The organism is Saccharopolyspora sp. NPDC003752 (assembly GCF_053605825.1).
This window is the reverse complement of sequence record NZ_JBSGJZ010000025.1, coordinates 35,529-48,886: the sequence shown is the minus strand read 5'-3', so window position 1 is coordinate 48,886 and position 13,358 is coordinate 35,529. Positions and strand designations below refer to the sequence as shown.

14 protein-coding genes are annotated in these 13,358 nt (G+C 68.9%); 7 read left to right on the top strand and 7 right to left on the bottom strand.

All coding sequences use genetic code 11. The annotated features are described in order from the left end of the window. Positions 1-98: 98 nt before the first annotated feature. The 4 genes from ACWEV3_RS28155 to ACWEV3_RS28140 form a co-directional block, all read right to left on the bottom strand. Complete coding sequence (locus ACWEV3_RS28155) at positions 99-1,358, bottom strand: amidase (protein WP_452616766.1); 1,260 nt, start codon at positions 1,356-1,358, stop codon at positions 99-101. Continuing rightward, positions 1,355-1,633 carry a hypothetical protein gene (locus ACWEV3_RS28150; protein ID WP_452616765.1) on the bottom strand — a complete coding sequence of 93 codons (279 nt, stop codon included), beginning with the start codon at positions 1,631-1,633 and terminating at the stop codon, positions 1,355-1,357. Before ACWEV3_RS28150 ends, ACWEV3_RS28155 begins: the two co-directional genes overlap by 4 nt. Positions 1,634-1,647: 14 nt before the next feature. Then, complete coding sequence (locus ACWEV3_RS28145) at positions 1,648-2,160, bottom strand: flavin reductase (protein WP_452616764.1); 513 nt, start codon at positions 2,158-2,160, stop codon at positions 1,648-1,650. 108 nt (positions 2,161-2,268) lie between these two features. Next, entirely contained in the window at positions 2,269-3,783 is a 1,515-nt protein-coding gene (locus ACWEV3_RS28140) for an ATP-binding protein (protein ID WP_452616763.1), read from the bottom strand. 133 nt (positions 3,784-3,916) lie between these two features. Here ACWEV3_RS28140 and ACWEV3_RS28135 point away from each other — a divergent pair, with 133 nt between their 5' ends. Genes ACWEV3_RS28135 through ACWEV3_RS28110 form a run of 6 tightly spaced genes read left to right on the top strand, consistent with a single transcriptional unit; the run spans position 3,917 to position 9,022 of the window. Then, a complete protein-coding gene (locus ACWEV3_RS28135; protein WP_452616762.1) occupies positions 3,917-5,086 on the top strand; it encodes an acyl-CoA dehydrogenase family protein in 1,170 nt (389 codons plus the stop codon). Positions 5,087-5,113: 27 nt separating this feature from the next. Further along, on the top strand, positions 5,114-5,494 hold the full coding sequence (locus ACWEV3_RS28130) for a hypothetical protein (protein ID WP_397529456.1): 381 nt from the start codon (positions 5,114-5,116) through the stop codon (positions 5,492-5,494). 22 nt (positions 5,495-5,516) lie between these two features. Then, complete coding sequence (locus tag ACWEV3_RS28125) at positions 5,517-6,794, top strand: aromatic ring-hydroxylating oxygenase subunit alpha (protein WP_452616761.1); 1,278 nt, start codon at positions 5,517-5,519, stop codon at positions 6,792-6,794. Beyond that, positions 6,787-7,308 (top strand): aromatic-ring-hydroxylating dioxygenase subunit beta, encoded by a 522-nt coding sequence (locus tag ACWEV3_RS28120; RefSeq protein ID WP_452616760.1) that lies wholly within the window; start codon positions 6,787-6,789, stop codon positions 7,306-7,308. Before ACWEV3_RS28125 ends, ACWEV3_RS28120 begins: the two co-directional genes overlap by 8 nt. Further along, positions 7,305-8,051: an SDR family NAD(P)-dependent oxidoreductase gene (locus tag ACWEV3_RS28115; RefSeq protein WP_452616759.1), complete on the top strand. Its 747-nt coding sequence runs from the start codon at positions 7,305-7,307 to the stop codon at positions 8,049-8,051. The genes ACWEV3_RS28120 and ACWEV3_RS28115 overlap by 4 nt, the downstream gene beginning before the upstream one ends. Positions 8,052-8,065: 14 nt before the next feature. Then, complete coding sequence (locus ACWEV3_RS28110; protein WP_452616758.1) at positions 8,066-9,022, top strand: PDR/VanB family oxidoreductase; 957 nt, start codon at positions 8,066-8,068, stop codon at positions 9,020-9,022. Between the two features lie 319 nt (positions 9,023-9,341). On the opposite strand, the gene ACWEV3_RS28105 is transcribed toward ACWEV3_RS28110, so the two are convergent. Then, positions 9,342-10,544, bottom strand: coding sequence for a hypothetical protein (locus ACWEV3_RS28105; RefSeq protein ID WP_452616757.1), 1,203 nt, complete (start codon positions 10,542-10,544; stop codon positions 9,342-9,344). A gap of 146 nt (positions 10,545-10,690) precedes the next feature. Next, positions 10,691-10,867: a hypothetical protein gene (locus ACWEV3_RS28100; protein WP_452616756.1), complete on the bottom strand. Its 177-nt coding sequence runs from the start codon at positions 10,865-10,867 to the stop codon at positions 10,691-10,693. A 276-nt stretch (positions 10,868-11,143) separates the two neighbouring features. Between ACWEV3_RS28100 and ACWEV3_RS28095 the strand changes: the two genes are divergently transcribed. Beyond that, the gene (locus ACWEV3_RS28095) at positions 11,144-11,350 is read left to right on the top strand and encodes a hypothetical protein (RefSeq protein WP_452616755.1); all 207 of its coding nucleotides are present in this window, start codon (positions 11,144-11,146) and stop codon (positions 11,348-11,350) included. A gap of 449 nt (positions 11,351-11,799) precedes the next feature. On the opposite strand, the gene ACWEV3_RS28090 is transcribed toward ACWEV3_RS28095, so the two are convergent. Beyond that, the gene (locus ACWEV3_RS28090; protein WP_452616754.1) at positions 11,800-13,323 is read right to left on the bottom strand and encodes a sulfatase-like hydrolase/transferase; all 1,524 of its coding nucleotides are present in this window, start codon (positions 13,321-13,323) and stop codon (positions 11,800-11,802) included. Positions 13,324-13,358 lie beyond the last annotated feature (35 nt).

Sequence of the window (13,358 nt, the reverse complement as noted above, 5' to 3'; positions counted from 1 at the left end):
GATGCGCGGAGCCGCGGACCCGCGATGCGCGGAGCCGCGGACCCGCGATGCGCGGAGCCGCGGACCCGCGATGCGCGGAGGCGCGCATCGCGGTCGATTCACGGGCGCAGGGCGGCTTCGACCCAGCAGCCGGTCGCGAGGAGCGCGGACTCGTTCCGCGCGGGCCCGACGAGCTGGAGGCCTAGGGGGAGCCGGGTCGTGCTGCGCAGCCCCGGCACCGCCACCACGGGCAGTCCGAATGCCTGCCAGGCCCTGCTGAGCACCGGGTCACCGGTGGCCGCGAGACCAGCGGGTGCCATCCCCGGGGCGGCCGGACCCAGCACCGCGTCGTACGGACCGAGCACGGCCGACACCCGGGCGCCCGCGTCGGCCACCGTCTGGAGAGCGGCCTGGTAGTCGTCGTCCCGGGTGGCCACTCCGGTCTGGAGGAGTTGCGCCAGCGGCCGGCTCAGCTGGGATGCCTGAGCCAGTTCTGCGGCGCGTTCCCGGGCCGCCTCGTAAGCCATCACCACCGGGTGCGCGGCGGTCGCCTCGGCAACCAGCGCTTCCGCCGGGAAGGCGTCGACCACCGCACCCCGGGCGCGAAGCCGCCGCGCGGCACCGGACAACGCGGACGCCATCTCGGGACCGACCACGCCGAGTGGCTCGGCGGTCCACAGCAGCAGGCGCGGCGGGCGGCCGGGGAGCAGCCCGCCGTCCGGCTCACCGGTGAGCGCCGACCAGGCCAGCGCCAGATCGGACGCGGTCGCGGCGTACGCGCCGTGGCTGTCCAGACTCGGGCTCAGCCCGGTGACCCCTTCCACGGGGAACCGGCCGCGGGTCATCACCAGGGAGGCGACACCGCAGTAGGACGCCGGCCGGGTCACCGAGCCCGCGGTCTGGGATCCGAGCGCCAACGGCACCTGGCCGGACGCGACCGCGGCGGCGGACCCGCTCGACGAGCCGCCAGGGGTGTGACCGGGCGTGGCCGGGTTCCGGGTGGGGCCGGGCGCGAAGAAGGCGAATTCGGTGGTGACGGTCTTGCCGATCGGCACCGCGCCGGCCCGGCGCCATTCGGCGACGATCGCCGCGTCGGCCTCGGCGGGTGGGGCTTGCGCCCGCAACTCCGAGCCGCACCGGGTCGGTAGTCCGGCGACGTCGATGATGTCCTTCACGCCGAGCGGCACGCCGCCGAGCGCACCTGCGGCGGAGGCGAGATCGGGGACGGGGTCCGGCGTCACCCACGCGCGCAGATCGGACTCGGTGCCGGCGATGCGGGCACGGCTGCGAGCGAGCGCTTCGGCGGGGGTGGTCGTTCCGGCGGCGAGTTGACCGGCGAGCTCGCGCAGGGACCACGGCCGCCACACCGGCGCGCTCACGCCTCGGCCCAGGCCGCGTCGGCCACCCAGTAGTCCATGCCGCTCGCGCTGACGCCGTGGCGCCATTCCGAGGTCCGCCGCAACAACGGCTCGACCGCTGCGGTGACGGTGTCGGCCGCTTCCGGGCCGTCCGCGTGCACCTGCCAGTGGACCCAGTTCAGTTCGCGTCCCTCGGCGTCGTGGACGAACAGGTCGACGTGGCGCCAACCATAGCCGTGGGTGTCGTTGTAGCAGGTCAGCGTCATGGTGTCGCCGGCGGTTGACGGTCGGTTCACGGGTGGTCTCCTCCTCATGCGCTCAGCGGCGCGGCGTCCAGGCTGTGGAACCGGCGCTGGAAGTAGACCAACGCGCCGCTGTCCTGCTTGGTGCGGACCTTCTCGACCTCGACGAACAGCACCGAATGAGAGCCCAGGGTGCGTTCGGACACGATCCGGCCGATGACGGAGGCGATCGCGTTGCGGAGCACCGGAACGCCATCGACGTCGAGGTCCCACGGGCCGTCGGCGAACCGCTCTGCGGTGGGGACCTTGGTCGCGCCCGCGAAGTGCATCGCCAAGTCGTCCTGGTCGGCGCCGAGCACGTTGACGCAGATCCGGCCGTTGGCCACGAGGATGTCGTGCGAACGGCTGGACCGGTTGACGCAGACCAGCACGGTCGGCGGCGAGTCGGTGACGGAACAGGCGGCGCTGACGGTCATCCCGGCCCGGCCGCGCGGGCCGTCGGTCGTGATCACGTTCACCGCAGCGGACAGATTCGCCATCGCGGCGCGGAACTCGCGCTGGGTGCGGGTCGGCTCTGACACGATTCCTCCTGTGACGGACGCGGGCGGGAGGCTTGCTCCGCTCCGACGGTACGTCCGCGATCACGGGCGGAATATCGAGACTTCCACCGGCCGGCCTGAGGATTTCCCCTACGCCGGCGGGTGGTGCTCCCGGGCGAGCGGCAACGTGAAGCCGAAACGGGAGCCGCCCTCGTCGCGGCGCTGCGCCCAAATGGTCCCGTGCTGGCGCGTGATGATCCGGTAGCTGAGCGCAAGTCCGACGCCGCTGCCGTGTTCCTTGGACGTGAAGGATTCCTCGAAAGGGTCGTGCGGCAGGCCGCGGCCCTGATCGTCGACGGTGAGGACCCCGGCGTCGTCGTCGATGCGCGTCGTGATGGTGATCCGCCGCCGGTCGGGGTCGCAGGCGGCCATCTCGTCGATGGCGTTGAAGCAGAGGTTGAGCACGACCTGCCCGGTGAGCACGCGTTCGCACCGGACGGCCACCGGTTCCGGATGGCGGCGCACCGCCACCTGCACGCCCAGCGGGGCCGCGCGGAGCCGGACGAAGTGCAGGCACTGCTCGACCACGTCGTTGAGGTCGACGACCTGCTTGACGTGTTCGAGGTGACCGACGAAGGCGCGGACGGCATTGACGATCGTGCTGGCCCGTTCGATCTGCTTCTCCGCGCTGTCGATCCCGAAAGCCAGCCGCGCAGCGGCCTCGGACGGCAACTCGCCCGAGTTCCCCAGCGTCTGGCTGCGGGCCCGCACCCCGGCGAGGTAGTTGCCCGCCGCGGCGAGCGGCTGACCGAGTTCGTGGGCGATCGCCATCGCCATGTCGCCCATCGCGTTGTAGCGCGCCAGGTAGTTCTCCCGGTGCAGTTCGCGTTCCCGGCGAGCCTCCTCCTGCACGCGGTCGGAGACGTCGTGCAGGATCATCAGCAGGGCTTCGTCGTCGGTGTCCTTCAGGCGTTCCAGGCTTCCTTCCAGCCACACCGGCTCACCGGCGTCGCGGGGGATTTCGAGCCTGATCGCGGTCACCGGCTCCGCCCGCGCGGCCACCTCGTCCCAAGTGGACGCGCGGCCGTCCGACCACAGCCGGCCGTACTGCGTGAGCGGGCCGAGCGGCTCGGTCGGGCGTGCGCCGATGAGCGCGACCGCGGTGTCGGTGGCGAACCGGAGGGCGCCGGTGGCGTCGAGCATCAGCGCGATCGTCGAGGTGTGGTGCGCCAGCGCGTCGATGTAGGACGTCGTCAGCCGCAGTTCGCGCTCGATCTCCTGTTCCCGTTCGATGTCGCGGAACTGCACCATCACCGCGGGTCCTTGGGCCAGTTCGACCCGCACGGCGACCGCTTCGCTGGGAATCACCCGGCCCGACTTGGCGCGGTAGTGCCATTCGATGCGGCTGGCACCCTTGTCGACCGCTTCCTGCAGCCAGGCGCGTCCGAGCACCCGGTCGTACTGCTGCGCCGAGCTGCTCATGTCGTTGGCCTTGAGCGGGCGCAGCTCTGTGACGCTCCAGCCGAGCATCTCGCACGCGGCGGGGTTGGCCCACAAGATGTTCTTGGTGGCCGCGTCGTGGATGAGCACGCACATCCGGCTGGCGTTCAGCATCGCCACGAAGTCGTTCGCGGCGAGCTCGGGGGCGCGCGGGTCGACCTGCATGAGGCCAGCGTAGTTCGGTCCGAGGCCGTGGACTGCTGAAGAAATCCCCTAGACCGACGCCGGGCACTACCAATACCGCGAGCAAATCCCGCTTCCTACCGTCGGATGCAGGCCGGAACGACGAGGAGGACCAATGGTGCACACCCAGGAGGCGGCCCCCGGGGCGACACCCCGTTTCGCGGATGCCGCCGTCACCTTCGACGACGTTCTCGCAGAGCTCGCGCGGCGGCGGGTGGAGTTCCGCGAGCAGCGCTACGTGCCGAAGGACTTCGTCGATCGGCTCAAGCAGACCGGGCTCTACCGCGCCGCCACCCCGGCCAAGTTCGGCGGCGAGCCGCTGCCGCCGGCGGAGTTCCTGGACCGGATCGAGCGGATCTCCGTGGTCGACGGTTCCACCGGCTGGGTCGCCAGCTTCGGCTCCGCGCTGATCTACTTCGCCGCACTTCCGGTGGAAACGCAGGCGAAGATCTACCGGGACGGCCCGGACGTCGCCTTCGCCGGCGGGCTGTTCCCGATCCAGGCGGCCGAGCCCACCGACCGCGGGTTCCGGGTCGACGGACACTGGAAGTTCGCCAGCGGCTGCATGGGCGCCGACATCCTCGGCGTCGGCATCCCCGGCGACGAGTCCACCGCCGGCAAGCCGCGGACCGCGCTGCTGCGTCCGGACCAGGTCGAGATCGTCCAGAACTGGGACGTGGCCGGCATGCGCGGCACCGGCTCGTTCGACCTGGTCGTCCGCGACGTCGAGGTCCCCAGGGAATGGACGTTCATCCGCGGCGGAGAGCCCACAGTGGACGAACCGCTCTACCGCTATCCGGCGATCGCCTACGCCGCGCAGGTTCTGGCCGTGGTCGGCGCCGGTGTGGCGCGGGCGGCTCTCGACCACGCCAAGGAGGTCGGCAGCGGATACGCCGGCGTGACCGGCGCGCCGAAGCTGGCCGACCGGCCCTACTACCGCGCGGAGGTCGCCGCCGCCGAGGCCGCGCTACGTTCGGCCCGGGCGTGGTTCTACGAGCTCAGCAACGAGGTCTGGGAGACCGTGGTCGCCGGCGATCCCGCCACCGACGAGCAGAACGCGCATCTCCGCCTCACCTCGGCGCATCTGGCCAGGACCGCGTCGGAGGTGGTCGGCAGGCTCGTCGAGATCTCCGGCACGGCACCGATCTACCGCGACCATCCGCTGCAGCTGTTGCTCGGCGACGCCCTGGTGCCCAAGCAGCACGCCTTCCTCGGGCCCGCGATGTACGACGCGGCCGGTGCCGTCCTCATGGGACTACCGCCCACGACGCCCGGTTTCCGCTGAGCCGACCACCGACGACAGGAGACGAGCATGACCGCGCAGCCGCTTCGCGTGCTGTTCTGCATCGGCATCAACCAGAACTTCTTCGACCTGCCCTCCGGCGGCATCACCTCCGGTGATGTCTGGCAGGCGTTCGTGTCCATGATGGACCAGCTCAAGGCGCTGCCCGGGGTGAGCTTCATCGGCGACATCGACGACGACTCGCACCTGGTCGGCCCGTCCGACGGCTGGCCGTGGACCTGCTACATCCTCGCCGACGTCGACACCCAGGACACGGTCAAGGCCGCCTGCAACCTCTTCCGCACCACCCCGGTGGGCAGCAGCGAGTTCAAGCTCTGGCGGTTCGCCAAGATCGAGGCCCGCATCGGCCGTGCCCTCACCATCCGCGACGACGTCGAGCTTCCCGACTGATCCCCGGAAAGGTTTCAGACCCATGACCGAGAACGTCTTCGACGTCGCGCCCGCCGACCTGGTCTCCGGCGATCGCGTCGCCGGCCGCCTCTACACCGACCCCCAGATCTTCGAGCAGGAGATGGCCCGGATCTTCGAGCGCACCTGGGTCTGGGTCGCGCACGAAAGCGAGGTGCCGAAGCCGGGCAGCTTCAAGTCGACCTACGTCGGCCGCCAGCCGGTGATCGTGACCCGCGACCGCAAGGGCGACATCCACACGTTGCTCAACCGGTGCCGCCATCGCGGCGCGAGCCTGTGCGAGAAGCCGAAGGGGCAGGCCAACGGCTTCACCTGCCCGTACCACGCCTGGTCCTACGGACTGGACGGGAAGTTGCGCGGCATTCCCTACCCCGACGGCTACGAAGGCGTCGTCGACAAGACCGAGCTGTCGCTGAAGAAGCTGCGCACCGAGTCCTACGGCGGCATGGTGTTCGCGACCTTCGACGACGGCATCGAGCCGCTCGATGAGTTCCTCGGCGACGCCAGGCTGTGGATCGACCGGTTCATGAAGCAGGGCGGCGGTTACCCGATCAAGGTGCTCGGCAAGCACCAGTTCAGGTTCAAGGGCAACTGGAAGATCCAGCTGGAGAACACCACCGACGGCTACCACTTCCCGATCGTGCACCGGTCGTGGATGGCGTCGGTGGATGCCGAGACCGCCGACATGATGTCGTTCATGACCGACCCCGAGGCCATCACCCACGACCTCGGCCAGGGCCACAGCGTGATGCAGATGGTGCCCGGGCACTCCGATCTCGACGCGGACGACGGCAGCGAGCCGCTGCAGGCCCGGTTCGGCCACCTCGTCGAGGAGCTGTCGAAGACCCTCGACGCGGCCCAGGTGCGCAAGCTGATCCGCGCCATGCACGGCACCGGCTTCAACCTGAACCTCTTCCCGAACGTGTCGATGTCGGCGGCGTTCTTCCGCGTGCTGCGCCCGGTCGCGGTGGACGAGACGGTGATCGAGCACATCGCCATCGGCCCGGACGGACCGTCCGAAGTGGACATCGTCAACCGGGAAAGACTGCGCATCCACGAGCACTTCCAGGGCCCGTTCGGCTTCGGCACCCCGGACGACGCCGAGGGCTGGGACCGCGTCCAGCGCGGCGCGCAGGGCGCCCCCGAGATGCCGATCATGGTCAATCGCGGCCTCTCCCGGGAGAAACCGAGCCCGGAAGGCTGGCCCACCTCCCACGTCACCGATGAGACCGGCATGCGCGCGGCCTACGACCAGTGGAAGCAGATGATGAGCGATGACTGACGCGACGCCCACGCTCGCCCTGATCCCGACGACCGATCCGCGGGTGGCCCGGGCGATCGACCTGGTTTGGCGCGAGGCCGACCTGCTCGACCGCAAGGAGTACCAGGACTGGAACGAACTGTTCGCCGAGGACGGGATTTACGTCATCCCGATCGAGCCGGACACCGAGGACTTCGCCAACACGCTCAACATGGTCTACGACGACGCCCGGATGCGGCAGATGCGCGTGACCCGGATGACCGAGGGCTACGCGATCGCGGCCGTGGACGCCGCTCGCACGGTGCGCACGGTGTCGCGGTTCGTGCCGGAATCGGTCTCCGACGAGGAAGTCGTGCTGCGCTCGGCGCAAGTGCTCGTCGCCTACAAGCGCGGTGATCACGACATCTGGGCCGCCGACCTGGAGCACCGGATCCGCCTCTCGACCGACGGCCCGGCGGCCGACCGGATCGCGCTGAAGGTGGTGCGGCTCGTGGACAGCGAAGCTGCCGTTCCCGCTACGGGATTCCTGCTGTGACCGCCGGGCAGGTCGCGGTCGTCACCGGTGGTGGCAACGGGCTCGGCGCGGCCATCGTGCGCCGGCTGCACGCGAACGGCTACCGCATCGCGATCGCCGACCTCGACGGCTCCGCCGCGGCGATCCTCGCGGAAGAACTCGACGGCTCGGGCACCACGGCGAGGGGGTACGCGGTCGACGTGAGCGAACGAGCGGCCCTGGAACGGCTGCTCGCGGACGTGCTGGCCGATTTCGGCGCGGTGCACGTCCTGGTCAACAACGCGGCCCGGACCCAGGCCAAACCGCTGCTGGAGATCACGCCCGCCGACCTCGACTCCGTCATGGCGGTGAACTTCTCGGGCACGTTCCACGCCTGCCAGGTCTTCGGCTCCCACTTGGCGGAACGGGGCTACGGCCGAATCGTGAACATGGCCTCGCTGGCAGCGCAGAACGGCGGCACCGCGACCGGCGGCCACTACGCCTCGTCCAAGGGCGCGATCCTGTCCGCGACAAAGGCATTCGCCCGCGAGCTCGCCCCGCGCGGAGTCACGGTCAACGCGGTCTCGCCCGGGCCGCAGGACACGCCGATGGTGCACTCGATCGTCGGCGAGGACGACCTCGAGGACTACCTCACGAACATTCCGGTCGGCCGGCTCGGCGACCCGGCCTTCATCGCCGAGATGGTTGCCCTGCTCGCCTCCCCGGGCGCCGCCACCGTCACAGGCGCCTGCTGGGACGCCAACGGCGGCCTCTACCTGCGCTGACGACGGGAGCGACGATGACGAACATCCTGGTCCGGGTCGCGGCGATCACCGAGGAGACCGCCGAGGTCCGCACGCTGCGACTGGTCCGAGACGACGGCGAGCCGCTGGGGCCGTACGAGGCCGGCGCGCACATCGACGTCGCGGGCCCGACCGGATTGGTCCGGCAGTATTCGCTCTGCGGCCCGCCCAGCGAAGTGTCGTCGCTGCTCATCGCGGTCAAACGCGAGCCGGAGTCCCGGGGCGGTTCGGAGGCGCTGCACACCGTGTCCGCGGGGGACCACCTCAAGATCGGTGAACCGCGGAACCTCCTGACCGTGGCCGGCGACGCGGACAGGCACGTCCTCGTCGCCGGCGGCATCGGCATCACGCCGCTGCTGAGCATGGCCTACGAACTGGCGGGCCGGTCCGCCGACTTCGAGCTGCACTACTTCGCCCGTTCCCCGGACGAGGCGGCCTTCGTCGAACTCCTGGAGAACCAGGCGGAGTTCCGCGAGCGGGTGCGCCTCCACTTCGGACTACCTCGCGCCGACCACCCCGCCCTGCTCGCCGCGGTGGTCCCCGGACTGACACCCGCCAGCCACGTCTACACCTGCGGACCGCAAGGCTTCATGGACCAGGTCACGGCGATCTTCGCCCCGGCCGTCGGCGAGCACAACGTTCACGCCGAGCACTTCACGGCCAACGAGATCGACACCAGCGACGACCTGCCCTTCACGGTCGAACTCGACACCGGCGAGGTCTTCGGGGTTCCCGCGGGAAAGTCGATCCTCTCCGTCCTCACCGAAAACGGGATCGACGTCGCGAAATCGTGCGAGGAGGGAATTTGCGGCTCTTGCGTCTCCGGAGTCCTGGAGGGTGCGCCTGATCACCGCGACCAGTGCCTCTCGGCGTCCGACAAGGCCGCAGGCACGGAGATCGCGTTGTGCGTCTCCCGAGCCCTGAGCGACAAGCTCGTGATCGAGCTGTACTGAGGGCAGCAGGCACTGCGTTGACCTCTCACATGCCTCTGATCTGCGCAGATACGTACCCGGTGAGGGGTCGGGACGGCACCATCATCGCCGGGGCACCGGCGATGATCCGTCGCGCGTGCGCCGGACAACCGCTCACCGGGCGCTCGACTCCGGCCGGGTTCGCCGGCGGCCTCGGCGAACAGTCGGGATGTGCCGCCGCGGGTGTCAGGTCACAGATCGATTGCAGGCTCATCGTCCGTGACCGCCCACTCCAGCAGGCCGCGCGCCCGCAGTGGACCGCTGGGCAGTCGCAGGCGCACGCGCTGCCGAAGCACCACCATCAGGCGCGGAGGAGTTCGGCGAGACGTTCGCCGACGGTGGAGATGCTGGGGGTCGGTTCGCGATCGAAGAAGGCTTTCTTGCGGCGGCGGAGCAGTTCCTCCCCGTCACGCTCCCAGGAGAAGCCGGGTTTGCGCAGCAGGGTGCGGAAGACCGGGTCAGCGCCGTCGGGATGGCGGTGTACGAGCCGGCGGATCGCCAGTGGTGAGACCGAGTCGTCGTTCAGGTACTCACGTAGCTGGGTGAGGTAGGTGCGGTCGCGGGCCAGTCCGGGGTTGGCGAACAACGCGTCCAGGCGGCCGAAGTCGCGGTAGTAGTTGAGTCCTTCGACCTCGTCGTAGATCAGTGCGATGCTGTCGGCCGCGAGCAGTTCCTCGGGCAATTGCGCCAGCTGCTCGGGTGCTGGACCGGTTTTCGCCGTCCGCTTGAGGGTTCTGGCGTCGAGGTTGGTCATCGCCCGCTGCCGTTGGCGGCGGTAATGCTCGCGCAATGCCTCCTGAGCCTCGTCCGGTGGCAGCACGATCATGTCGGCGCCGACCTGGTCGATGAAGTCCGCGCGGTGTTCGGCCTGGGTCTCCCAGGCTTTCCGGAGCATGGCCGGGTTGCGGTGGAGCAGTTCTGGATGGACGGTGAGCTGTCCGGCGGCGGCCTGGGCGATCTGCCGCCGCGCCGACTTGGGGAAGGTGGAGAAGCTCCCAGTCACCAGCCAGGCGTCGGTCGCGGGGTGCAGCGGCACGATCCGTCCGACGAGGAACATGTCCGCACGGAGCTCGGCGAAGGCCTTTGGTCCCATGTTCGAGTAGACGCGGTAGACCACATCGTCGATGAGGTTGTGCAGAAGGATGGCGTCCCCGTCGAACCGGCGAACCTCGAAACACGCCTCGACGACGTCGCGCCACCCGAGCAGCATCTCCCGCTCGGCATCCGCCAGCGGCGGCCGCCGCTGCGCGACGAACCGCTCAAGCACAGTACGTCCGTCGGACAAGCGGTGCTGCAACGCGAAGCTGTCGATGGCGAGGATCGCCCTGCTCTCGTCGAGATAGCCGTATCGGTCGGCCGTCTCGGACAGCACTGCCTCCAAACGCCGCGCAAAGCGAGGGCCTTGGGCGAAGGCCACGAGCTCGCCCTTGAGATCCCCAGCGCGAGCAAGCAGATCGCCGATCGGGATATCGCCATCGATGGAAGGCGTCGTCTGTGAGGTCATCGCGGTAATCCTATCGACCTGTAGCTGGACACTGCGCGACCGCTCTACCGCCTCGAACTCGTCGTCGTGGAGCCGGGGCGGCTACCGCAGCGTCGACTTCGCCAGCACCAGCAGCGCCGACGCCGACCAGCTGAAGTTGCTGGAGTTCAGCCGGGTGCCGTTGAGCGGGTCCGCGCGGGCAGCTCGATCGCGGTTCCTGACGGCCGCCCGGTCAGCAGGTCCACCCCGGCCGGGAACAGCTGTCCGATCGTCACCGGCTCGGCGTTGTGGTCGAGCAGGGACAGGTATTCGGCGTCGGCGCCGAATCGGCGGACCGCCTCCACTCCGCGCGGAATCTCCTCGTGGGTGTGCCCGCAGCGTCGAGGCAGGGGTGTCCAGGCCGCGGGAGTTCAGCCCGCAGCCGACGTACAGGCGGTTCCGCTGCCCCGGTGGTTTCGGGTGACCGAACCGATCACCACCTTCGCCCACGTCGGGTCGTTCAGTCAATCCACCGGTGGTAGGTGCAGCCAGCCAAGCAACCGGTTGCACGAGGCGCGTCGGCCGCACCCGATCGCCGACGTTTGCCGTGCCGGCCACGGGGAATGAAAAAAGGTGGACGGATGCTCCAGCATCCGACCGTTGCACCGTGTCCGGAGGCGGATGTCATGACGCAGGGAAAACAGACACCACGGGAACACTCCTCCGAACCGGCGGAGGGACCGCAGCAATCAGACATCAGGAAACCGACTCCTGGTGAACAGGGGAAGAAGGCTGAGGTGGAGGCCGAAGTGCGGCGCCACGCCGATACCGCAGCAGAAGGCGAATGACCATTGCGCGGGTGCGGCGAAGCTGCGCAGTGCCACATCGCGATGTCACCGGAGGGTTCTCGTTCCAGCAGGAAGCGCTGGAACGACGAGCACACCGTGCACTTGCGGCACGTTCGGGATCACACGCACCACGCGGTGCGCGCGAACGTCGACCTCGACGGCCTCACCGGCTCCGAGGTCCGAATCCAGGCTGGCGTAGTCGAATCGCGAGCTGCTTCCAGGTAGCTCCACTTCGCCCACGGCGCGCAGCGGCAGGGCCACCGCCGGCGGTGGCGGTGAACAGGCCACCGCCGGTGCCACTACCAACGCTGCGACGAAGACCCGGTCGGCGCTACCTAAAATCACTCGAGATGACTTCCCCGCAAAGCGAGATCTGCGGCGACCCATTCCGCGCGCCGAGTGTCCACCTACGCGCATACCTTCCTGCCCGAACAGGCGCTTCACGCGTTCTATCGCCGGTCGGCATGTCGAGGGACCGCGTCCGCGGTGTCGAGGTACCAGGTCAAGAGCCGTTCCTTGAGATCGGCAAGCGTTTGCGCGTGGTCCGGATCGGTGGCGACGTTTCGGAGCTCGTCGGGATCGGCGTCCAGGTCGTACAGCTCGTCCAGTTCGTACAGACGGCGGACGTATTTGTGGGTGAGTGTCCGGCACATCGCAGCCTTCGTGTGCTCGGGGCCGTCACTTCGCTGGAGTCCGACGCGCGGCCAGTAGATGCCGTCCTCGGACTGCCCCATGGGGCTGTCGAGCTCCATTGCTTGGACCTCGCCGTGGCGACGTCCGCCCTCGCAGAAGACCGCGTCGCGGTGGGCGGTGTCCGGGGTGTTTCCAGCGAGTATCGGCAGCAGTGATCGACCGAAATGGGTGTGGGCGGGTTCGATGCCGGTCAGCGCCTCGACGGTTGCGGGGAAGTCGATCAGTTCGACGAGTGCATCGCTCACGCGCGGCCGCACCGGGACTCCGCGTGGTGGTTTGATCACGAACGGTACGCGCGTCAGGCAGTCCTCGAAGGTGTTCTGCGTCTTTTCCACGAGGCCGTAGTCGCCGGTGAAGTCACCGTGGTCGGCGAAGAAGAAGACGGCTGTGTCGTCGTACATTCCCGCGTCCCGCAAGGCATCCAGGACGAGGCCGAATTGGTGGTCGACGCGGGCGCACATTCCGTAGTACGTCGCCCGCAGCTCATCCCATCGTTGCTCGCTCCACGTCTGCATGCGCTGCCGTTCCCAGATGCCTCGAACCATGCTGGGCTTGCCGTCCCATGTTTCGGGCGCGGGGATCCGGCGTGGCAGAAGGGTCCGATCGATCGAGCTGAACCACGGATCCTCCACCGCGTAAGGGGGATGTGGGTATTGCAGTGGGAGGTAGATGCACAGCGGCTGGTGGTCGTCGTCTTGAGCACTGCCCCACGCGCGGATCTGTTCGATCGCGCCATGGATGTTGGCCCAGTCCTGATCGTGGTAGTGCTCGCCTTCGGCGGTGTCCAGTTTGCCGACGTGGAAGGAGTAGAACGTGTCCGACCCCGGGTTACCGCGCCATTCTTCATGGCGATCGATCGCCCACATTGGATGGAGCGGATGTCCTGCGCGGGCTGCTGCTTCGTGCGGGTTGTACTTGATGTCGCAGTACTCGTCGAAGCCGTGCTGTGCGGGGACTACGTCGTTCTTCCCGCCCCACCAGACGAAGTAACCGTTCTCCTTCAGCGTTCTGAGCAGCATCGGTTCGTCGGGCTGCAGCATGTGCGTCATCGTGCGGTGGCCGCGCACGTGTGGGTACTGGCCGGTCATGAATGAGCTGCGGCTCGGTGTGCACACCGGGTTCTGGCAGAACGTGTTGCTGAACGACACGGCGTCGGTCGCGACGAGTCCATCGAGCACGGGGGTCGCCGCGGCTGGGTTGCCGGTGTGGCCGAGTACGTCGCCCCGCCACTGGTCGGGGTTGAAGATGAGGATGTGCGGCTTTCTCGGTGCTGTTGTCACTTTGACTCCGTCTTTGACGCTCCACCCGCCGTCGA